Here is a 20,275-nt window from a genome sequence, read left to right as displayed (position 1 = left end):
TCCTTATTTATAATTATTATTTGGTTTCATTGAAGAGTTCGCGACCAATCAGCATGCGGCGAATTTCAGAAGTTCCGGCACCAATTTCATAAAGTTTTGCATCGCGCCATAAACGGCCAGCTGGGAATTCATTGATATAACCGTTGCCGCCTAAACTTTGAATTGCTTCTCCAGCCATCCATGTTGCTTTTTCAGCAGCATATAAAATGGCACTTGCAGCATCTTTACGTAAGCTACGGTCATGATCAGCTTTGTCGCAGGCAGCACCAACAGCATATACAAGAGCTTTACATGCCAACCAAGTTGAATACATATCGGCAAGTTTGCCTTGCATAAGTTGGAATTCACCTAAAGCCTGACCAAACTGTTCACGTTGATGTAAATATGGGATTACCACATCCAGACAGGCATCCATAATGCCTAAAGGTCCGGCACTTAAAACTGCACGTTCATAGTCCAAACCACTCATCAGTACTTTTGTACCGTTACCCACGCCGCCGAGTACGTTTTCAGCAGGTACTTCTACATTGTCAAAGAACAGAGGGTAAGTGTTAGAGCCACGCATACCGAGTTTGTCTAAATGGTTACCGTGACTAAAGCCTTTCATGCCTTTCTCAATTAAAAAAGCAGTCATACCTTTCGCGCCAGCTTGTGGGTCAGTTTTAGCGTAAACCACGAGTACATCTGCATCACCGCCGTTAGTGATCCACATTTTTGAACCGTTTAAAACAAAATGATCGCCTTTTTGCTCAGCACGTAATTTCATGCTGACGACATCAGAACCTGCATTTGGTTCAGACATCGCAAGGGCACCCACATATTCACCGGAAATCAGTTTTGGTAAATACTTTTGTTTTTGCTGCTCGTTACCGTTACGGTTAATCTGGTTTACACATAAATTAGAATGAGCGCCGTATGACAGGCCAATAGATGCCGAAGCACGCGAAATTTCTTGCATAGCAATAATATGAGCTAAATAACCCATATTGGCACCGCCATATTCTTCAGAAACCGTCATGCCTAAAAGGCCCATATCTCCAAATTTTTTCCAGAGATGTGCAGGGAATTTGTTGTCTTGATCAACTTGTTGGGCGATTGGTGCAATTTCCTTTGCACAAAATGCTGCCACTGAATCTTGAAGCGCAATTAAAGTTTCATCTAGACCGAAATTCAAGCTGCGTAGGTTCATGATATCTTCATCCTATTGGTTATATTTGTTGTCCATAAAATATTTTGTGGGTATTTGATAATTACCATACAATGATTTTTTAAAAAAGTGAATACTGATTCATAAAATGATTTACAATTCATTTTATTTGTTAGAGAATAAATTATGAGCTATAAACGATCATCTTTAATGCAAGAGCGGATGGAGCAAAATCGTAAGTCGATTTTGAGTTCAGCCAGAAAGTTAATTTCAGAGGGAGGGTTTAAAGACGCGCAAATACAAACAATTGCAGAGCAAGCGGGCGTATCAAGTGGTCTGGTTTATCGTTACTTTGACAATAAAAGCCAAGTGCTGATTGAAGTTTTGTCCGAAGCCATTAATACAGAACTATTGGTGATTGACTCAATTACCGAAAGTGACTTATCGGCAAAGCAGAAATTACATAAGGCTGTGGCAACCTTTGTAAAACGGGCACTGAATAGTCCTCAGCTTGCATATTCACTCATGTTTGAACCTGTCGATTCAACAGTTGAACATGAGCGTTTTCGTGTGAAGCAATTGATTAAACAAAGTATTAAAAAAATACTTGCGGATGGAAATGCAAGTGGTGAGTTTGTCTTGGATGATTTAAATACAGCAGCACTTTGTGTTGTCGGTGCCATGACCTATGTGGTAGTTGAACCCCTAGACCCAGCTCAAAATACAAAGTTTGATCATGCGCATAAAGACTATTTTTCAAAACAGATTGCTGATTTTTGTGTAGATGCTGTGCAGAGGAAATAGGGCATATAAAGGAAAAAAACACAAAGAAGGCGGTTTAGAAAAATAGTTGCAGTAACAACAATTAGATCAGGTAAGAAGAGAATTAGAAGAATCAAGGAGAATGATTCAATGCAACAAGAACGGTTAAGCTACGCCTCGGGACCAAGCACGCAGCCCTTATTGGGTATGACCATTGGTGAACAATTTGATCAGGCTTGTCGGCAATATGCTGAAAAGGAAGCAATCGTTAGTTTTCATCAAAACAGACGATTAACCTATAAAGCTTTACAAGATGAAGTAAATGCTTTTGCTTGTAGCCTTTTAAAATTGGGATTAAAAAAAGGCGATCGATTAGCCATTTGGTCGCCTAACTGTGTGGAATGGACAGTTACCCAATTTGCAGCTTTTAAAGCAGGGATTATTTTAGTCAATCTAAATACAGCTTATAAAAGCCATGAACTTGAATATGTGTTGAATAAAGTCTCATGCAAAGGATTGATTATTGCTTCTCAATTCAAAACGACTGATTACCAAGAACTACTCACAAAAATTGCCCCTGAGTTAACGAGCAGTCCAGATAAAGTACTTAGTTCAGCGCGACTACCACATTTAAAATTTGTCATTAAAATTGATGATCAGCACCATACGGGTATTCATCGCTTTAGTGATTTAGTCACTACACCAACTTCTGAACAGCTAGAACAATTAAAACTATTAACCAAGCAACTTCAGTTTGATGAAACCATTAATATTCAATTTACATCAGGTACAACAGGTAACCCTAAAGGGACCATGTTGACCCACCATAATATTTTAAATAATGGCTATTTTGTCGGTGAAGGCATTCGTTTAACCCCTCAAGATAAAGTCTGTATTTCTGTGCCGTTGTTTCATTGTTTTGGCATGGTCATGGGGAATTTAGCCTGCGTTACGCATGGGGCAACCATGATCTATCCATCGGCTGTATTTAATTCTTTAGAAACTTTAAAAGCGATTCATCAAGAGCGTTGCACGGCAGCGTATGGCGTGCCAACCATGTTTATTGCAACCTTAGAGCATGAACAGTTTAATGATTTTGATCTATCGAGCTTAAGAACAGGCATTATGGCAGGTAGTCCTTGTCCACGTGAAATTATGCAACGTGTTATAGACCGAATGCATATGTCTGAAATCACCATTTGTTATGGCATGACCGAAACCTCGCCAGTGAGTGTACAAAGCTCAGTAAACGATTCGATTGATAAACGGGTAAGCACAGTTGGGCATGTTCATCCGCATGTTGAAATTAAAATTGTCGATTTAGAAGGGCAGATTGTTCCGCAAGGCACTTTAGGTGAGCTATGCGTTCGCGGTTATTCAGTGATGGCTGGCTATTGGGGTGAAGAAGAAAAGACCCGTGAAGTGATTGATGCTGCTGGCTGGATGCATACAGGTGATATTGCCGAAATGGATCAAGACGGTTTCATTAAAATTAAAGGCCGTATTAAAGATGTGGTGATTCGTGGTGGGGAAAATCTCTTTCCAAAAGAAATTGAAGACTTTTTATACACTCATCCAGATGTAAGCGATGTCCAAGTCATTGGCTTGCCAGATGCCAGATATGGCGAAGAACTCTGTGCTTGTATTATTTTGCATGAACATCATCAAATTGATGAAGACAGCATTCGCCAATTCTGCAAAGAGCATATTTCTCATAATAAAGTGCCGCGCTATGTCCGATTCTTTAATGAGTTTCCAATGACAGCTTCAGGCAAAGCGCAAAAGTTTAAATTGCAGGAAATTATGCGAGCTGAACTTAACTTAACTGGAAATGTCTTTGACTAAAGAGGTTAAAAGTTTGGTCAAAGAGCAGCAAACTATAAGTTGAAAGGCAGCTTAAATAGAGGATATAAGCAAAATGGCAAAAGACTTTAATAGCCCAAAGGTAGTCGAAGGATATGACGAACATATTCGTAAATTAATTCCGGGTTATGAAGTGATCCATCAACAGGTGGATGCCATTTTGCAATCAGCGTTACCACCAAATGCTCATATTTTAATTGTGGGCTGTGGCACTGGGTATGAACTCGAATATTTACTTAAACGTCATCCAAACTGGAAATTTACAGCAGTTGATCCATCTTTGACTATGCTGCAAAAAGCTCAGGAGCAGGTTGAACTTTTAGATAAATCTTCTCATGTGAACTTTGTTCACGGTGAAACTTCAGCTTTGCCTCTGGAAAATTGCTTTGATGCTGCACTTTCTATTCTCGTGGCTCATTTTATTGCAGATGACATAAAACCTGTTTTTTTTAAGGATATTTATGATCGCTTAAAAGAAAAAGCGATTTTGCTGACCTACGATTTAATGACGTGTGTAAATCCACAGCATCTTCAAGCTTTACGTTATTTATGTTTGGCACAAGGCTTAACAGAAGAACAATGTCAAAAAATGTTAGAGCGTATGGCGCAAGACTTTTTTAGCCTAACCACTGAAGGATATATAAAACTTTTAGAAAAAACTGGTTTTGAAAGTGTGCATCCTTATACGCAAATTTTGACGTATCAAGGGTTTATTGCAAAAAAATAATGGATTTGGGAAAGCGTTAATACGGATATAAAACCTGCATATTCTCAATGAGGAAGAGAATAGAAAAACTGAAAAGAATTAGAAGATTTGGCTTTACTTAAAACAAATTAAAAGTGGTTTTCAGGCCGCTTTAGGGAGGTTTTGTCTAAAAAATATGATCGAAGGTTTTTCTTGTGAAAGAAAGACAAATTTTAAGCACCTATTTTAGATGGGTACATAACAAAAAGGATGTCGAGATCTTTAAGTCCAATTAAAGATCAAAAGGAAAATTTCATGATGAAAGTTTTAAATACAACGGTTCAAAAAAGCCTGTTGGCTGTTTCTGTGACCCTGTTTATGTCTTCCGCTTTGGCAGGTCAAACAGATCCTGAAATAGCACAACTTCGCCAAGAAGTGAAAGAACTTCGGGCTATGTTACAAGCCAATATGCAGGCGCAAAAATCTTTATCGCAAGGACGAGTGGAGTTAGCAACTACTGCAACACCCCAAGCTATTCAGCCTACAAAACAAGGTTTAACCAAGTCTGGTGCAGAATTTAACTTATATGGTTATATACGGGCAGATGCATCTTATCAAATGAAGGGGGCATCTACGATGTATAACAATATTAGCGGTGTTCCACTTGAAAACACGCCAGAAGAATCTGCACAAAAAGACCAGTTGCACAGTACGGTTAATGTGACACGTTTCGGGTTGAATTTTAAAACCCCAACAGCCGCGGGTGATGTGGGCGGAAAGTTGGAAATGGACTTCTTTGGCGCAGCCACTCGTGATCAGTTTCGCATACGCCATGCTTATTTAACTTTTGATAAATGGCTTATTGGTCAAACGTGGTCAACATTTATCGCACCCGAATATTATCCGGAAACGATTGATGCGGGCACATTTGTAGGCAGTGCATTGTTAAGATCACCGCTAGTTCGCTATAGCGATAACTTAACGGCAAATACAAGCTTTGCAATATCGGTTGAAGATCCGAAATATACTGCGAGCTCAGACCCAGATAATAAAATGCGTTTACCAGCGTTGGTAGGTCGGTTAAATCATAAATTTGCCAATGGCTCGATGTTGTCGGGACGTAGTTTTGTTGCCGAAAAGAGAACTAATCATGATGAGGAAGTCGCTTGGGGCGTAGGCTTGGGCGGTAAATACCAAATTACCCCCGATACTTTACTTAAAGCTGATTATTACCATGTCAAAGGAGATGGGCGTTTCTTGCTATGGAGTAACAGTGGCTATGCAATAGATGATCAAAACAATATGCATAGCAATGAATTTGATACCGTTTCTTTAGGTATTACTCATCAATTTACACCGCAAATTCGTTCAACCTTAGCTTATGGCTATATGAAAGCCAAAGATGATAACCGTTTTGCTGAATTACAACGTAATAGCACCACCCAAAATAAAGAGCTTTGGCAGGGCTGGGTGAATGCGCTTTATAACCCATACAAACCAATTACCTTGGGCGTCGAATATGTGTATGGCGAACGAGAAACTTTTGATGGACGTAACGGGATTGATAACCGCTTCAATATGATGGCGAGTTATGACTTTTAATTTATTCAATAAAACCTTGAATAATTTGTTTTTTCTTTAGGGTGCAGTATGTCGTTTTAAAAAATTGAATATGAATTTATCTCACAAAGGAGGTGAGTAAATGACAACATCTAAATTAAATGTAAATGAAGTTATTGATCAGGCCAGATTTACCCCTTTTCACTGGAGTATTTTACTTTGGTGTTTATTAATTATTATTTTTGATGGTTACGATCTGGTGATTTATGGCGTGGTACTGCCTTTGCTAATGCAAGAGTGGTCATTAACAGCTGTACAGGCGGGGATGTTAGCAAGTACAGCACTATGCGGGATGATGTTTGGGGCGATGTTCTTTGGAACATTGGCAGACAAAATAGGTCGTAAAAAGGTAATTTTAATCTGTGTGACTTTTTTTAGTGGTTTCACCTTTTTAGGTGCTTTTGCATCAAGCCCACTTGAGTTTGGGATACTTCGGTTCTTGGCAGGACTAGGCATTGGTGGGGTCATGCCAAATTTAGTTGCACTTACATCAGAATATGCGCCTAAACGTATAAGAAGTACTTTGGTGGGGAGTATGTTTAGTGGGTATGCAATTGGGGGAATTCTTTCAGCATTGATCGGTAGCTATTTGGTTGAAAGTCAGGGGTGGCAAATTATGTTTTTAATTGCCGGTATTCCACTATTTTTATTACCTGTCATTTGGAAGTTTTTACCTGAGTCTTTAACCTTTTTAGTTAAGACAGGTAAGACTGAGCAAGCACAGCGCATTATTCAAAAAATTTCACCTGAACAAAACCTAACGATTAATACTCACTTACTGCTTAATGAGGATAATGTTCCAACAGGTAGTTCTGTAAAGGGATTATTTCAGCAAGGCCGTGCTTTCAATACAATCATGTTTTGGCTCGTATTCTTTATGTGCTTACTCATGGTGTATGCCTTAAGTAGCTGGTTACCAAAACTCATGCTGGCAGCAGGTTATTCACTCGGAAAGAGTATTTTGTTCTTGCTTGCTCTAAATGTTGGCGCAATGATCGGTTCAATCGGTGGCGGTATTTTGTCTGATAAATTCCATTTAAAACCTGTAATTATGGGAATGCTACTGGCGGGTGTTGTCGCTTTAGTCGGTTTAGGCTTTAAGTCACCAGCCTATGTTTTATATGGTTTGGTGACTGTTGCAGGAGCAGCAACGATTGGTACTTCAATTCTTCTTTATAGTTACGTTGCACAATATTACCCATTAAGTGTGCGTTCTACTGGAATTGGCTGTGCCTCTGGTGTAGGTCGAATTGGGGCTATTGTTGGACCTATCTTAACGGGCCTGTTATTGGGTTTAGAATTGCCGCATAAGATGAATTTTGTGATGATCGCAATTCCTGCAATTTTAGCGCTTTTCGCCGTCATGGTTTTAAAACGATATTCAGCTGAAAAACAGCCTATTACACCAAAACTTAATGTTGAGTTAGAGGGTAATTAATCAATATGGATACGGGTAGGAAACAAATTCCTATCCGTATCTGGATGTTTTATTGATTAACTAATTGGTTTAAATCAACTAGATTTGCCATTTGTTGATTACCGCGATCATTCGGATGTAAATGATCTCCCGAATCATAAATTGGATTTAATCGATCAGAATGTTTAGGGTCTTTTAAACCTTGCTCAAGATCAAGTACGCCGTCAAATGTATGGCTGGTTCTGATCCAGTGATTAATGCGCTGACGTAATTCATCTTTATTCGGTTGATAGTAGTTATCAAGAGGAGTATTTGGTAAAGCTCCTGAAAATGGTAATAAGGTTGCTCCAATCACCTGAATACCTTGGCGATGTGCTTCATCTACAACACGTTTATAACCTTGAGTGAGTGCTTCAAAAGTCGGTATTTCTTGTTTGGAGGCAAATGCGGTACCGGGCCATGAAATATCATTAATACCCACCAAAACAATTAATGTTTTCACACCTGAATATTGAAATACTTCCTTTTTCAAACGATCTAAAGCACTGTCACCCATACCGTCTGTGAGTAGTCGATTTCCTGAAATTCCACTGTTAATGACCGCTATTCGATGTGGCGATAAGCGCTTAGCTAAAAAGTCGGTCCATCGAGTATTTGCGTCTAGAGTTGCAGTTGCACCATCGGTAATTGAGTCTCCAACGACTGCAACAACATGTGCTTTACGCTTTGGTTTTACTTCTACAGCTGATAATAATAATCGTGCAGTTGTGGTTTTGGCACTGCTAGGCGTATTTAAGTTCGCAGTCTGGTTGCCCGTAATGAGCCAACTGGTTTGTTTCGCATCCCAATGAAAAGTTTTAAATGTAGTGGGCTTTTGAATAAAGGTATTTACCATTAACTGTGCATGATCTGGAACAGGGAGCGGGATTGGATCACTTATCAGTTGTTTGCCTGGTAAAATTTGTGCTTTAAGCTTTCCAGAGAAATAAACTGGATAAGCACTCTTTGATTTAAGACTTTGTCCTTTGACTAACCCCACAGTAGTTTTATCAATATAAAGCGGTTGATCCCCATATTGATTTGTAAAAACGAGCCTAACTGCTTCACCACCTAAACTAATTTGACTAATTTGTTTAATAGTCTGATTCGATATTTGATCAGGAATATTGGTCGGGAAAACGAAATCTTTATTCCAGACTTTTTGTGGACTAGCTGCCCAAGTGGTAACCCACTGGCTCTTTTGTACTTCTGCTTGTGCAAAGCTCGTAAATAAAACAAGAGAGAATAGGGCGGGTTGATAAAGTTTCATCTCGTGAACTCTTTAAAATAAATTAAAGTTATCTTGAAACAAATTACTAGCTTGTTATAGCAACATAAGCGGAATAAGATTTGTGAATGAAATTCATAAATAGATTTTGTTATGTCATATTTTGATATTAATCGGTCTGGGGAGTTGGCAATTTTTATTCGAGTAGTCGAGTTAGGAAGCTTTTCAGCAGTCGCAAGAGCTTGTGACATGACGCCGTCTGCTGTGAGTAAGTTAATTTCACGCTTAGAAAAAAGACTTGGAGTTAGACTGCTTAACCGTTCAACACGTCAGTTTCAACTCACCAGTGAAGGATGTCAATTTTATGAGCAAGGCGTTCACATACTCAATAACTTAGATGAACTAGAACAATCTGTTACTGCAAATCACATGCCGCAAGGACGAATTAGAATTCATACCAGTCTTTCATATTGGACGCATTTTTTATTACCTTGTATTTCTCTATTTAACGAGTGCTATCCACAAATCGAATTAGAGGCTCATTTGAGTGATGAAGTCATTAATTTAGTTGAGCAAAGAATTGATATCGCAATTCGTACAGGGCCTTTAAAAAGCTCAAATTTGGTTGCTCGCTCACTCGGACGCACTCAGAAACATTATGTATGTTCACCTACCTATATTGAAAAGAATGGTTATCCGCAGCATCCAGAAGAGTTATACGAACATCAGCTTTTAGACGTAAGTTACCAACGTCAAAATAAAACGTGGCTTTTTAAAAAAGACGATCAAGAAATCACACTTGCTCCCACTAAGGTTTTAAGAGTAAATCATGGAGAAGCCATCTTACAGTTAGCGCTTGCAGGTGCTGGTATTGCACAGCTTAACCAGTTCCAAGTCAAAAAAGCTTTAGAACAAAAACAGTTGGTCAAAATCCTTGAAGACTGGAATATCAAGGCTTCAGAAGAATTTCATGCTGTTTGGATAGGACATGACAAATATGTCCCTAAACGCGTAAGGGCATTTTTAGATTTCTTGGTAGAGCAGGCAAAGATTAGTTAATTAAGTTTTTTCTGGCACTTAACTGACATTGGTGCATGGTTTCATTCATAGTTTCCACAAAGTGCATATTCGCATTAATATTTTGTAAGCTTACTTTGGGTAAGTTCTCTACAAACTGCGGCGAATAATGTTTTTCTAAAGAGTTATAAATACAGTTGCATTGTGAAAGTGCACGACCTGCCCAAACACAATGTGTATTAAATTCATTTTTACTGATAGACCTGCAACCTAATAAACTTATAGAACTTATTAATAGGGTGCAGATTAAAACAATACGATATAAAAAAAACATCATTATTGCTCTTCATTGGTTGTTGTTATCGTTAAGTCATGTTTATAGAAATTTTCTAGTCTTTATCGAGCATTAAATATGGAAATATTTACTCTGAAAAGATAGGAAAGCAGAAACATAAAACTGTAGGATATTTTCTTGAAAATATTTTCAGTGAAGTCGATAACGTGATGAAGAGTAGAAGAAAAAACACGATATAAAATAATAGTCATTAGAGACTCCTTGATGAAAGAAGTTGCGCCCAATCACTGCTATTAATTATGGTGGTGAAACGAAAGAGGGTTAGCAGACTGATACCTAAGAAACCAGCACACCCGAAGGTGTCCCACTCCCGTTCCTCCGTCAAAGGCACGAGGGGCTACACACCAAAAAACTTGTTTTTAGTGCGCTTAGGTAGACGGTCTGCTAAAACCGACTGACAAAATAGGTCAGCCGGAGCATCATAAGCTGAGCCTTAAAGCGGGTCAATTGCAAAAATAAAAGATTGGTTTATATAAACAAATATTAATATTTTTAAATTTTCATTAATAAAATAATGAGTTATTTATAATTGAGAATATTGAATAATAGTTCAATAGAGGTTAAAAAATAATTTTTAATGTTTATATATCAAATATTTATTAATTGTTTATTTATATAGTGTTTGCAAGTAATGACTTATTTCAACATAAGTCAAAAAAGAGCGGGAAATTTTGATTTTATGAATATCATGTAATTAAATAAATAGCCGTTGCCAAATTTTAATTAAAATATCAATTGCAAGAAAAGTAATTCTTTAACATTTATTTTATTTAGATTTTTACAAAAGCTTGCACAACCTACAAAACTTAAGAGAACCACAGCGGTAGGCCAACATAAGATAATGTTATTCATAAGCCTACATCTTAAGATTTATAAGGGTGACCTCAATGTTAAGAATTTTTTGTGCAGTGAGTATGGTAGTTGCAATCGCAATGGGTATGAGTGCCTGCCAAGATCGAAATTCAACAGATGATGATGGAACACATGGCTCTAATGATCCAGCAACTACTCAACAAATGGAAAAAAACTCATAATTATTTCGATTAAGAAAACTCACTTTTACGTGATTTTTCTTATCGTTATTTTCTATAAAATATGTAACATAATAAAAAAAGCAATTATATAAAAATATAAAATTAATCAATAAATTAGTGTGTTATAGCCTTTATATTAATTTGTTGTTATTGAATTGTTTCCTCAGTAAATTATAGTTTCAAAAAATTAATAAAATAAACACAATAAATTACTTATATTCATCCAAAATTCATTTTAGTGAAAACAATTTTTAAAGGTAAGGATATGCCCCAGTACTTAAAAATAGCTGAGAAAATCTATCAAAATGTTAAGGAAAAAAAAGGGTTTGTAGATGATCCTATTGAAGATCTTAACAATTTAATGATTGAGCTTAGACATGAGATTAAGGGGACAAAACTTAAACTTTTATACAATTATATTGATTTTGGTGAATTGCTGATTAAGCCTCTTCAGGCATCTAAAATTAAATTAGATTTAAGTATTATTCCGAAGAGTAAAAACACACAAGAATTTGTATTGTGGCTTGCAGGTTTTATTGAGCGTATTACCACAGGTGGCCAAGAAAAGTTACCGCCAATTCGCGATAAAGTTGCATTACCTGCATATGCTTATGAAGAAACATATCCTGCTAAAGAAACTCCCGTGAATAACGGGGAAGAAATTATTGAATATTTTAAGAAAAACCAGAACTGAAATTTTGTTTACCTACGGCTCAAGTCTATTGCTAGGCTTTTACGTTAAATAAATGTCAAAACCAGTAACTTTAGTTAAGAAATAAGGTGGCGGTATGTTTGTATATTTTACTGATGGAACTTGCATTAATGACTCTGAAATTTATGGTGTGAAAGCAAAGCAAGAACAAAACAGATATGTAGTAGAAGTTACGATCAAACCAACACATACTCTATCTACAACGCCGGATGTACAATTTAAAAAAGAAATTTTTGATGATCCGCACCAAGCCAATCAATATCTTAGTAATAATTTTAATATGCCGCCGTTTTTCTAATATAAATACTTCAAATAATAAAAAAGCTTATTTCCCAGGGCCAATAGGAAATAAGCTATATGCTTTGGACCAATTAAGGATGTTACATGTCATCCCATGCATCTTTAATGGCTTGTTTTGCATGTTCCCATTTTAATCGGGATTCAGCTTTGAGCTCTTCCCATTTTTGTTGCAAGCTACCTTCCATCTCTTCAAACTGAGTTCCTTCTTTAGATTCTGAACGGGCACGATGACCTAGTTCATAAGCTGCAGAAAAATCACGATCATAATCCAGATCTGGCGTAGTTAATTGAGCTTCTTGATAATAAGGTCGAGTAAGATAACTTTCTCGCCAGCGAGAGTCAGAATAATTATGGTCGCCAGCTACAAGTTGAGCATGGTCTGTATTTTGATCTGTCATCAGTTTTTCCTCTTCTCTTATTTAATTTTATGCTTATGTTAAATTTAGGAAGGTGAGGGCACCTTCCTAAATAAAATGAATGACCGCATCAAATGACATTTAATTCAACAACGGATTAGCGTTGCTGATTATTGTTATTTGAGTTTTGTTGGCCTGAATCTTTTTGATTAGAGCCTTGTTGTTGGCGGCGGTTGTCATTTTGCTGTTGTTGCTGATTGTTTTGTTGCTGTTGATCGTTTTGCTGTTGGTTGCCTTGTTGCTGCTGGTTGTTACGGTTGTCGTTTTGCTGTTGTTGTTGCTGCTGATTATTGCGTTGATTGCTTTGATTATTAGTAGTGCTCATCTTTAATTACCTCATATCATTTATGATGTGTGTTTTATCTGAGAGCTTCAGATAGGTTCATTAAAACATGAAAATTTTTAATGTGTAGCGTTGGGGTGTTACCCTATATTTAAATGTAAATTTAAAAATTAAATAAAACCTTGATTTCTATAAAATGTAATTTTAATGATTAAACATAATTAATATGAATATAGTTAAAATTACATTTGGGTACATAGAGGTTAAATAAAAGCTATGATCATTTCTAAATATGTATTTGTTATCTTTTATGAAGGAAAGCTATTTTTTATTATCTAATATTATAGATTCGATATCTTGACTAATGTAATAGAGCAGTTGTCTAAGTTTAAGATAGGGTAATCCTTTAAATATACGTCTGAAATTATAAAAATTATCTTTATAATAAATGGAATAAAAAAAGGTACCTACAGGTTTTTCTTGAGTTTCAGAACCTCCTTTTTTTAATAACCCAGTACAAGCGATATAAAGATCGGCATTCAAGAGTTCTTTACCTTTTTTTATCATCTCTACAGTGACTTGCATCGACTCAGGCGTATATTTTTCAATGAGTTCTGGTGAAATATGAAGTGTATTTTCTTTGACACGTAGGTCGTAGCTGACCAAGCTACCAATAAGAATATCACCTGAATAGGGACTCAAAGAAAAGCGATAAGCTAAATAACCTGCCGAAGCACTTTCAAAAAAAGCGATTTTAATTTTTTCTTGTGCTAGTAATTTACAACATGAGTTAAACATTTGTATTCTCCTTACAATTGTTTTTAATTTAGTTATAGGATTATTTTTAATTTCTTTTTGTTAAGTTTTTAGTCTTTATAATTTTAAAGGTAAGTTAATTGTAAATATAGTTTATTGTTTATATATTTTTTATAAAAACATATAGTTAAATTATTCTAAAGGTGAGAATGTAAGTTTGTGTTATTTTTTATGTTGTTGAAATATAAAGTTTTTAAAATTATGAGTTGTTTCTTAATAACGTAATATAACAAAGATAGGCTGGGATTATTGTTCAGTTAAAGTATGGTAATTTATATCTCACTAAAGGAGAATAGAAATGCCTGTTGTAGTGAAAAAAAGATTATTAGACTTATTACAAGATAATCAACAGAACTATTACGAATTATTTGTTTTTTTCCTTGATCCTGATATTTCTAGTTTTGAAAAAGAGAAGAAAGCAACAGATTTTCTTAATGAAGAAATAGATAAAATAGATCAAAAGGAAATTGATTTTCCTGCAACTATAAATACAGTTAAAGAATGGTGTGAAAATGACAATAAACAAAATTGTGAGTTATTTCAGGCTTATCTAAACCGTAGACAAAGTGGGGGTGAGAGAGAGTATTTCCAGAATGTCGGACAGGCATTTGAATTTTTGATTAAGGTCTCTCCAACTAAAAAGGTCGACGGTGCATGGCTCTATAGCTCAGTTCACTACTGGAACGATCCGGTTTTTCATGACCTTATTATTACTTATCTAGAAGAGCTGGGACTTGGTGAGCCGAAAGCAAATCATGTCTGTATTTATGATGACTTATTACGTAGTCTGGGGCTTGATAGTTTTGATCTGCTTTTAGAGGATGAATACTATCATAATGCCGTGATTCAGCTGGCGCTTGGCTATGCTCCACCAGAGTTTATTCCCGAAATTGTCGGTTTCAATTTAGGTTATGAGCAACTGCCACTGCATCTACTCATCAGTAATTATGAACTTGCTGAACTGGGTATTGATTCTAAATATTTTAATTTGCACATTACTATCGACAATATTGATAACGGACATGCAGATAAAGCCATTAAAGTTATAGAAAATATTTACGATAAATACAGAGATAAAGAAGCTTTCTTTAATAAATTAAAACGTGGTTTTGCTCTTAATAACCATGGTGTTTCTTCTTCAAAAATTATTAAAAATTTAAATCTTGAAGATTTAGTCCTTAAAATTTTAAAAAGAAAAGCGCTCGTGGGTCAGCTAATACATAACGAAACCAGACAGTTTGGATGCAAAACCATTAACCAATGGTTATCAAATCCAGAAGACGTTAAAGGCTTAGTTACACATCTCATTGATCACAAGTGGATTAAATTGAATACCGATCCTGAACAGAGCGTATTCTGGCGAATGATTAATGAAGAAAATGGAAAAATGTTTGGGGTATTTAACCCTGTAGAACGACAAATTATTCATGACTGGATTGCTGGTACTGATCATTCTTCTAACTACTTGGCCTACAGCAGGGAACTTAAGAATAGCCAGCGTATTCAAGATTATCTGTTTAGCTATATTTCTGATGGCGAACTTGATGCGCTCCAAGAGCGTATACGTCAGACACCTGATCTTGCCATAAAAATATGCAAGCTGACTCCGTTTTTGGCTCCAGATTCACACCATAAAAGCATTGGGCTTTGGAGCACACGTAAATATGTCGAGCTCCTTTTTCCATATTTAAGTTCCTTTAACAAAACTAACTCTTGAAGTTTTTAATTCACCCCACGTTTAACTTTAAAACATAGGTAATGAACATGACTGATAATGTTAAATCAACAAATAAAACAAGTGAAATGGCTGGTGCTGATGCTGCAAATAAAGCCAATACTACCCAAAAAACTGAACAATTAGACTCAGTCAGAGACGATGCAACCAATGAAGCATTAACCACAAATCAAGGGGTTAAAATTGCTGATAACCAGAATAGTTTAAGAGCAGGTATTCGCGGTTCGACACTATTAGAAGATTTTATTTTACGAGAAAAGATTACTCATTTTGACCATGAACGTATTCCTGAGCGTATTGTGCATGCACGTGGCGTGGGTGCTCATGGTTACTTTCAGGCTTATGAAGGAAATGAGCGCTTAACAAAAGCTGGTTTTTTGACTGACCCAACCATTCAAACTCCAATTTTTGTACGCTTCTCAACAGTGCAGGGCCCACGTGGTTCTGCTGATACGGTCCGTGATATTCGTGGTTTTGCCATTAAATTTTATACCCAAGAGGGTAATTTTGATTTAGTCGGCAACAATGCGCCTGTGTTTTTTGTGCAAGATGGGATTAAGTTTCCAGACTTTGTTCATGCAGTAAAACCTGAACCAGATACAGAAATACCAACAGGAGCAACTGCACACGATACTTTTTGGGATTTTGTGTCTTTAGTACCTGAGTCAGCACACGCGGTGATTTGGGCTATGTCAGACCGTGCAATTCCACGTAATTTACGCTCAATCCAAGGGTTTGGGGTTCATACATTCCGTCTTATTAATGCCGAAGGAAAATCACATTTTGTGAAATTCCACTGGACCCCTAAACAAGGTTTAAGCGCTTTAGTTTGGGATGAAGCTCAAAAGCTTGCTGGTAAAGACCCGGATTTCCACCGTCGAGATCTTTATGAGGCGATTGAGAATGGGGTTTATCCTGAATGGGAGCTCGGTGTACAAATTGTTGAAGAAGAAGACGAGATGAACTTTGACTTCGACTTATTGGACCCGACAAAAATTATTCCTGAAGAGTTGGTTCCAGTGACACCAATTGGCCGATTTGTTTTAAACAGAAATGTAGATAACTTCTTTGCAGAAACAGAGCAGGTGGCTTTCTGTCCGGGACATATTGTGCCAGGAATTGACTTTACAAATGACCCGCTTCTACAAGCACGTCTATTTTCATATACCGATACACAGTTAAGCCGTTTAGGTGGACCAAACTTCCATCAAATTCCGATCAATAAACCTGTGTGCCCATTCCACAATAATCAACGTGATGGTATTCACCAGCATACGATTCATAAAGGGCAGGCTTCATATCAACCCAACTCAATTGATAATGATTGGCCAGCCGAAACGCCACCTGCTGCTTCAAATGGTGGTTTTGAAAGCTATCCTGAACAGATTAGCGGACATAAACTTCGCCAAAGAAGCGAGACTTTTTCTGATCATTTTTCACAACCGCGCCTTTACTACAAGAGCCTTGCCCCTCATGAGCAAAAGCATGTGGTCGATGCCTATACTTTTGAGTTAAGTAAAGTGCAACGAAAACACATCCGTGAGCGTCAAGTTCAACAAATTTTGGCAAATATTGATCTCGACTTAGCACGACAAGTAGGTGCTAATTTAGGAATTGAAGTGCCTGATTTGACGCTAGATTATAAAAAAACCGCAGTTGAAAAATCGGCGAAATTATCTTTCTTGGCTTTCCCGCCCCAAGATATTCAAGGTCGAAAAGTTGCAGTACTCATCCATAATTTAGTCAAATCTGATGCATTAGAAGCTATGAAAAACTGGGCAATTAAAGAAGGGGTGACTCTTCATTTATTAGCGCCAAGCTTAGCTCCTGTAAAAGATCATCAAGACAGTATTATTACGGCTGATGGCATGCAAATGGCTGAACCGTCAATTGCGTATGATGCAGTGATTATTCCTGATGGCGATAACTTAAACGCTGTCATGCAAGATGGAGTAACTCGCCATTATCTATTAGAGGCTTACAAGCATTTAAAACCAATTGCGTTTTTAGGTAATAAATCTGATTTACTTGAACCACTAGGTTTAGTTCCCGATGAAGGTACTCTAGTTGGAGATGAATTCCAGCCGATTGCTGAAAAGTTCAAAAACCTGATTATGGCTCATCGTGTTTGGTCACGAGAACCAATAGCTGCCCACATACCAGCTTAACAAACAAAAAGCCCTGAAAATTTTAACTTTCAGGGCTTTTTTATAGCTTAGGGATTAGCCATTTACGATTTGACCACCATTTACATGAATGACCTGACCTGTAATATAACTTGCATCATCTGAGGCAAGAAAAAGATAGGCGGGAGCAACTTCACTTGGTTGTCCCATTCTTCCCATTGGTGTGTCTTTACCAAACTCTTTAACGGTTTCTGCATCGAAACTGCTTGGAATTAATGGTGTCCAGATGGGTCCTGGCGCAACGCCATTTACCCGAATTCCTTTTTTCTGTTTCATTAAATTGTTCGATAAGCTACGCGTAAAAGTCGTAATCGCACCTTTAGTACTTGCATAATCAATGAGCTCATCATGGCCTTGATAGCTGGTAATACTGGTGGTGTTAATAATACTGTCGCCTTCTTCCATATAAGGAATGGCTTCTTTAGTAAGATAAAACATTGGGAAAATATTAGTTTTAAAAGTTTTTTCTAATTGCTCATTACTAATGCTTTCAATTTCTTTTTGCTGATATTGCACACCAGCGTTATTCACTAAAATATTAATTTTGCCGTAATGTTGTAGAACTTTATCAATATCGAGTTTTGCAACATCTGGGTCAGAAATATCACCTTTTAATAAAAGGCAATGTTGTCCTTCTCTTTCAACGAGTTGTTTAGTGATTTCGGCATCTTGATCTTCTTCGAGATAAAGTATCGCAATATCAGCGCCCTCACGAGCAAACAATACTGCGACAGAACGACCTATACCGCTATCGCCACCACTAATAACGGCAACTTTATCTTTTAGCTTATCGCTACCTTTATGGGTACTTTTTATTATCTCAGGTTCAGGGTGCATTTTTTCCTGATCACCTGGTTGATGAGATTGAACTTGTGCGGGGGCAGATGTTGGATACTGGTTTGTTGAGTTTTCCATTTTTAAATACCTCGGTTGTAATATCTAATTTTCATATAGTGAGCTGTTACCGCGTAAATGTGAGTAAAATGAATTTTTTAATAAGTTGTCTTTGTTATTTTATTTGTAAGGATGTAAAAAAATATTTTATATTTGAGGGCTAAATAATATCGATTAACTTGATTTTGTTTTTATCAATCATGCTTTCAATAATAGATCTATTTCCTGTATCCTCTATCCAGTTTTCTATCGGTATATTATTAGATAAGTCTAATATTTTTTTAATAATTTCTTTTGCTCCATCTATATTTTCTGAATTTTTATTATTTTTAACAGCCATATTATCTAGCAACATTTTTATATCTTCATGTTCTATATTTTTTGACTTAATAATATATAAGTCTCTTTGGAAGGGATGACTTGCATGAGGTGGGTCTAATCTATAGCTCCATTCTTTGTCATAGTCCTGCCATGAGTTTTTGGACTTAATATGTCCTAGTAAAATTTCAGGGATAGAAATATGGATATATTGTAGAGTTGACTGTTGATTTTTTAATTGCATAGTTAAGTTACTCAAACCATCTTATTAAAATTAGTTTTAAATATTCATATTAATCTCTCAAGTAAATTAATTCTGAAAATGTAATGATATATGTTATTGTTTTTTAATTAAAATAATTGTTTGCTTGTTATTTTCTCAATAGATCTGGTGTTGTGTTAGTTTACTGTTTTGTACATTTTGAAATTTTTTGTTATCAGTTAAATTATTTTAACTATGTTTGTAAAACTATATTATAGTGTGCTATTAGGTAATAATGAGTATGTTCATTATTTAAAGAGTAAAATTATTAATAATTAAAATTTTTAAAATATTTTAAAAATAATGACTTTATAGGAAATTTCATTTTTAGATTGATATACATTTAAAAGGATTGATACATCACTTAGGTGGGAAAATATTATAAATATTCTATTGTTATTAAATCCGTTAACCAAAAGCGGTAGTGACTATAATTAAATATAGGAAGATATAACTATGGCTAATACTAGATATGAAGATGATGATAACAATAGAACAGGTACTTCAAATCGTGGATTTGCAAGTATGGATCCTGAAAGAGTACGAGAAATAGCTAGCAAAGGTGGGCGAGCTGCTCACGCGAGTGGTAATGCACATGAGTTTACCTCTGAAGAAGCTCGTGAAGCTGGCCGAGCAGCCCATGCAAGTGGTAACGCTCATGAATTTACGTCTGAAGAAGCGCGTGAAGCGGGTGCATTAAGCCATAAAAATGATGGCCGTAATGGTCGTGGCCGCGGTCGTGATGATGACGACGATGATGACGATCGCGGTAGCCGCTCAGGTGGTCGAGGCCGAAGCCGTTACGACGACGATGATGATGACGATGATCGCGGTGGTCGTTCAAGCGGACGAGGCCGTGGCCGCAGCCGTGATGACGACGATGATGATGACGATCGCGGTGGCCGTTCAGGTGGACGAGGTCGTGGTCGCAGCCGTGATGACGATGATGATGACGATCGCGGAGGCCGTTCAGGTGGACGAGGTCGTGGTCGCAGCCGCGATGACGATGATGATGACGATGATCGTGGTGGCCGTTCAGGTGGTCGAGGCCGAGGTCGCAGCCGTGATGACGATGATGATGACGATCGCGGCCGTTCAGGCGGACGAGGCCGAGGTCGCAGCCGTGATGATGATGATGATGACGACCGCGGAGGCCGCTCAGGCGGACGAGGTCGTGGTCGCAGCC

20 protein-coding genes are annotated in these 20,275 nt (G+C 37.0%); 12 read left to right on the top strand and 8 right to left on the bottom strand.

Features of this window, described 5'->3' with window-relative positions; translation table 11 throughout:
- Positions 1-16: 16 nt before the first annotated feature.
- Entirely contained in the window at positions 17-1,189 is a 1,173-nt protein-coding gene (locus ACTJJH_RS12715) for an isovaleryl-CoA dehydrogenase (protein WP_240282638.1), read from the bottom strand.
- Positions 1,190-1,333: 144 nt separating this feature from the next.
- Between ACTJJH_RS12715 and ACTJJH_RS12710 the strand changes: the two genes are divergently transcribed.
- The 5 genes from ACTJJH_RS12710 to ACTJJH_RS12690 all read left to right on the top strand — a co-directional run bounded on the left by ACTJJH_RS12710 (position 1,334) and on the right by ACTJJH_RS12690 (position 7,515).
- Entirely contained in the window at positions 1,334-1,951 is a 618-nt protein-coding gene (locus ACTJJH_RS12710; RefSeq protein ID WP_002114305.1) for a TetR/AcrR family transcriptional regulator, read from the top strand.
- A gap of 108 nt (positions 1,952-2,059) precedes the next feature.
- Positions 2,060-3,754, top strand: coding sequence for an AMP-binding protein (locus ACTJJH_RS12705; RefSeq protein WP_440601221.1), 1,695 nt, complete (start codon positions 2,060-2,062; stop codon positions 3,752-3,754).
- Positions 3,755-3,827: 73 nt separating this feature from the next.
- Positions 3,828-4,499 (top strand): class I SAM-dependent methyltransferase, encoded by a 672-nt coding sequence (locus ACTJJH_RS12700; RefSeq protein WP_167563773.1) that lies wholly within the window; start codon positions 3,828-3,830, stop codon positions 4,497-4,499.
- A gap of 276 nt (positions 4,500-4,775) precedes the next feature.
- Positions 4,776-6,059, top strand: a complete 1,284-nt coding sequence (locus ACTJJH_RS12695) for a DcaP family trimeric outer membrane transporter (RefSeq protein ID WP_440601276.1) — start codon at positions 4,776-4,778, stop codon at positions 6,057-6,059.
- 100 nt (positions 6,060-6,159) lie between these two features.
- A complete protein-coding gene (locus ACTJJH_RS12690; RefSeq protein WP_167563772.1) occupies positions 6,160-7,515 on the top strand; it encodes an MFS transporter in 1,356 nt (451 codons plus the stop codon).
- Between the two features lie 49 nt (positions 7,516-7,564).
- Here ACTJJH_RS12690 and ACTJJH_RS12685 read toward each other — a convergent pair whose 3' ends face one another.
- Positions 7,565-8,803 (bottom strand): SGNH/GDSL hydrolase family protein, encoded by a 1,239-nt coding sequence (locus tag ACTJJH_RS12685; protein WP_440601220.1) that lies wholly within the window; start codon positions 8,801-8,803, stop codon positions 7,565-7,567.
- A gap of 111 nt (positions 8,804-8,914) precedes the next feature.
- Between ACTJJH_RS12685 and ACTJJH_RS12680 the strand changes: the two genes are divergently transcribed.
- Positions 8,915-9,820, top strand: a complete 906-nt coding sequence (locus ACTJJH_RS12680; RefSeq protein WP_440601219.1) for a LysR family transcriptional regulator — start codon at positions 8,915-8,917, stop codon at positions 9,818-9,820.
- On the opposite strand, the gene ACTJJH_RS12675 is transcribed toward ACTJJH_RS12680, so the two are convergent.
- Positions 9,813-10,115 (bottom strand): hypothetical protein, encoded by a 303-nt coding sequence (locus ACTJJH_RS12675; RefSeq protein ID WP_440601218.1) that lies wholly within the window; start codon positions 10,113-10,115, stop codon positions 9,813-9,815. The genes ACTJJH_RS12680 and ACTJJH_RS12675 overlap by 8 nt on opposite strands.
- 905 nt (positions 10,116-11,020) lie before the next feature.
- Here ACTJJH_RS12675 and ACTJJH_RS12670 point away from each other — a divergent pair.
- The 3 genes from ACTJJH_RS12670 (at position 11,021) to ACTJJH_RS12660 (ending at position 12,177) form a co-directional block, all read left to right on the top strand.
- Positions 11,021-11,167, top strand: coding sequence for a hypothetical protein (locus tag ACTJJH_RS12670; RefSeq protein ID WP_005069891.1), 147 nt, complete (start codon positions 11,021-11,023; stop codon positions 11,165-11,167).
- A 265-nt stretch (positions 11,168-11,432) separates the two neighbouring features.
- Positions 11,433-11,861 carry a hypothetical protein gene (locus tag ACTJJH_RS12665; protein ID WP_440601217.1) on the top strand — a complete coding sequence of 143 codons (429 nt, stop codon included), beginning with the start codon at positions 11,433-11,435 and terminating at the stop codon, positions 11,859-11,861.
- Between the two features lie 94 nt (positions 11,862-11,955).
- Positions 11,956-12,177, top strand: a complete 222-nt coding sequence (locus ACTJJH_RS12660) for a hypothetical protein (protein WP_002114549.1) — start codon at positions 11,956-11,958, stop codon at positions 12,175-12,177.
- An 82-nt stretch (positions 12,178-12,259) separates the two neighbouring features.
- On the opposite strand, the gene surA1 is transcribed toward ACTJJH_RS12660, so the two are convergent.
- From surA1 to ACTJJH_RS12645, 3 genes are all read right to left on the bottom strand, one after another.
- Positions 12,260-12,577: a surface antigen protein 1 gene (surA1, locus tag ACTJJH_RS12655; protein ID WP_002114287.1), complete on the bottom strand. Its 318-nt coding sequence runs from the start codon at positions 12,575-12,577 to the stop codon at positions 12,260-12,262.
- A 115-nt stretch (positions 12,578-12,692) separates the two neighbouring features.
- The gene (locus ACTJJH_RS12650) at positions 12,693-12,920 is read right to left on the bottom strand and encodes a hypothetical protein (RefSeq protein WP_002114279.1); all 228 of its coding nucleotides are present in this window, start codon (positions 12,918-12,920) and stop codon (positions 12,693-12,695) included.
- Between the two features lie 279 nt (positions 12,921-13,199).
- Positions 13,200-13,676, bottom strand: a complete 477-nt coding sequence (locus tag ACTJJH_RS12645) for a CinA family protein (protein WP_014206459.1) — start codon at positions 13,674-13,676, stop codon at positions 13,200-13,202.
- Between the two features lie 316 nt (positions 13,677-13,992).
- Here ACTJJH_RS12645 and ACTJJH_RS12640 point away from each other — a divergent pair, with 316 nt between their 5' ends.
- Positions 13,993-15,411, top strand: a complete 1,419-nt coding sequence (locus ACTJJH_RS12640; RefSeq protein WP_440601216.1) for an iron-containing redox enzyme family protein — start codon at positions 13,993-13,995, stop codon at positions 15,409-15,411.
- Between the two features lie 41 nt (positions 15,412-15,452).
- Positions 15,453-17,597, top strand: a complete 2,145-nt coding sequence (gene katE, locus ACTJJH_RS12635) for a catalase HPII (protein ID WP_080632720.1) — start codon at positions 15,453-15,455, stop codon at positions 17,595-17,597.
- Positions 17,598-17,651: 54 nt separating this feature from the next.
- On the opposite strand, the gene ACTJJH_RS12630 is transcribed toward katE, so the two are convergent.
- The gene (locus ACTJJH_RS12630) at positions 17,652-18,530 is read right to left on the bottom strand and encodes an SDR family oxidoreductase (protein WP_000432004.1); all 879 of its coding nucleotides are present in this window, start codon (positions 18,528-18,530) and stop codon (positions 17,652-17,654) included.
- A 139-nt stretch (positions 18,531-18,669) separates the two neighbouring features.
- The gene (locus ACTJJH_RS12625; RefSeq protein ID WP_068565422.1) at positions 18,670-19,071 is read right to left on the bottom strand and encodes a DUF6367 family protein; all 402 of its coding nucleotides are present in this window, start codon (positions 19,069-19,071) and stop codon (positions 18,670-18,672) included.
- 474 nt (positions 19,072-19,545) lie between these two features.
- On the opposite strand from ACTJJH_RS12625, the gene ACTJJH_RS12620 reads away from it, so the two are divergent.
- On the top strand, positions 19,546-20,275 hold a 730-nt coding region (locus ACTJJH_RS12620), incomplete at its 3' end, for a KGG domain-containing protein (RefSeq protein WP_440601215.1).

This window comes from Acinetobacter sp. 22301 (genome assembly GCF_052045285.1).
In the GTDB taxonomy this organism is placed as follows: domain Bacteria; phylum Pseudomonadota; class Gammaproteobacteria; order Pseudomonadales; family Moraxellaceae; genus Acinetobacter; species Acinetobacter pittii.
Note: the sequence above shows the minus strand (reverse complement) of the source record. Positions and strands in the feature narration are given on the sequence as shown.

What these genes read in the sequence shown, in the direction of transcription:
- ACTJJH_RS12715 (WP_240282638.1), bottom strand. Translation starts at nt 1,189, where the DNA reads ATGAACCTACGCAGCTTGAATTTCGGTCTAGATGAAACTTTAATTGCG.
- ACTJJH_RS12710 (WP_002114305.1), top strand. Translation starts at nt 1,334, where the DNA reads ATGAGCTATAAACGATCATCTTTAATGCAAGAGCGGATGGAGCAAAAT.
- ACTJJH_RS12705 (WP_440601221.1), top strand. Translation starts at nt 2,060, where the DNA reads ATGCAACAAGAACGGTTAAGCTACGCCTCGGGACCAAGCACGCAGCCC.
- ACTJJH_RS12700 (WP_167563773.1), top strand. Translation starts at nt 3,828, where the DNA reads ATGGCAAAAGACTTTAATAGCCCAAAGGTAGTCGAAGGATATGACGAA.
- ACTJJH_RS12695 (WP_440601276.1), top strand. Translation starts at nt 4,776, where the DNA reads ATGAAAGTTTTAAATACAACGGTTCAAAAAAGCCTGTTGGCTGTTTCT.
- ACTJJH_RS12690 (WP_167563772.1), top strand. Translation starts at nt 6,160, where the DNA reads ATGACAACATCTAAATTAAATGTAAATGAAGTTATTGATCAGGCCAGA.
- ACTJJH_RS12685 (WP_440601220.1), bottom strand. Translation starts at nt 8,803, where the DNA reads ATGAAACTTTATCAACCCGCCCTATTCTCTCTTGTTTTATTTACGAGC.
- ACTJJH_RS12680 (WP_440601219.1), top strand. Translation starts at nt 8,915, where the DNA reads ATGTCATATTTTGATATTAATCGGTCTGGGGAGTTGGCAATTTTTATT.
- ACTJJH_RS12675 (WP_440601218.1), bottom strand. Translation starts at nt 10,115, where the DNA reads ATGATGTTTTTTTTATATCGTATTGTTTTAATCTGCACCCTATTAATA.
- ACTJJH_RS12670 (WP_005069891.1), top strand. Translation starts at nt 11,021, where the DNA reads ATGTTAAGAATTTTTTGTGCAGTGAGTATGGTAGTTGCAATCGCAATG.
- ACTJJH_RS12665 (WP_440601217.1), top strand. Translation starts at nt 11,433, where the DNA reads ATGCCCCAGTACTTAAAAATAGCTGAGAAAATCTATCAAAATGTTAAG.
- ACTJJH_RS12660 (WP_002114549.1), top strand. Translation starts at nt 11,956, where the DNA reads ATGTTTGTATATTTTACTGATGGAACTTGCATTAATGACTCTGAAATT.
- surA1 (WP_002114287.1), bottom strand. Translation starts at nt 12,577, where the DNA reads ATGACAGATCAAAATACAGACCATGCTCAACTTGTAGCTGGCGACCAT.
- ACTJJH_RS12650 (WP_002114279.1), bottom strand. Translation starts at nt 12,920, where the DNA reads ATGAGCACTACTAATAATCAAAGCAATCAACGCAATAATCAGCAGCAA.
- ACTJJH_RS12645 (WP_014206459.1), bottom strand. Translation starts at nt 13,676, where the DNA reads ATGTTTAACTCATGTTGTAAATTACTAGCACAAGAAAAAATTAAAATC.
- ACTJJH_RS12640 (WP_440601216.1), top strand. Translation starts at nt 13,993, where the DNA reads ATGCCTGTTGTAGTGAAAAAAAGATTATTAGACTTATTACAAGATAAT.
- katE (WP_080632720.1), top strand. Translation starts at nt 15,453, where the DNA reads ATGAACATGACTGATAATGTTAAATCAACAAATAAAACAAGTGAAATG.
- ACTJJH_RS12630 (WP_000432004.1), bottom strand. Translation starts at nt 18,530, where the DNA reads ATGGAAAACTCAACAAACCAGTATCCAACATCTGCCCCCGCACAAGTT.
- ACTJJH_RS12625 (WP_068565422.1), bottom strand. Translation starts at nt 19,071, where the DNA reads ATGCAATTAAAAAATCAACAGTCAACTCTACAATATATCCATATTTCT.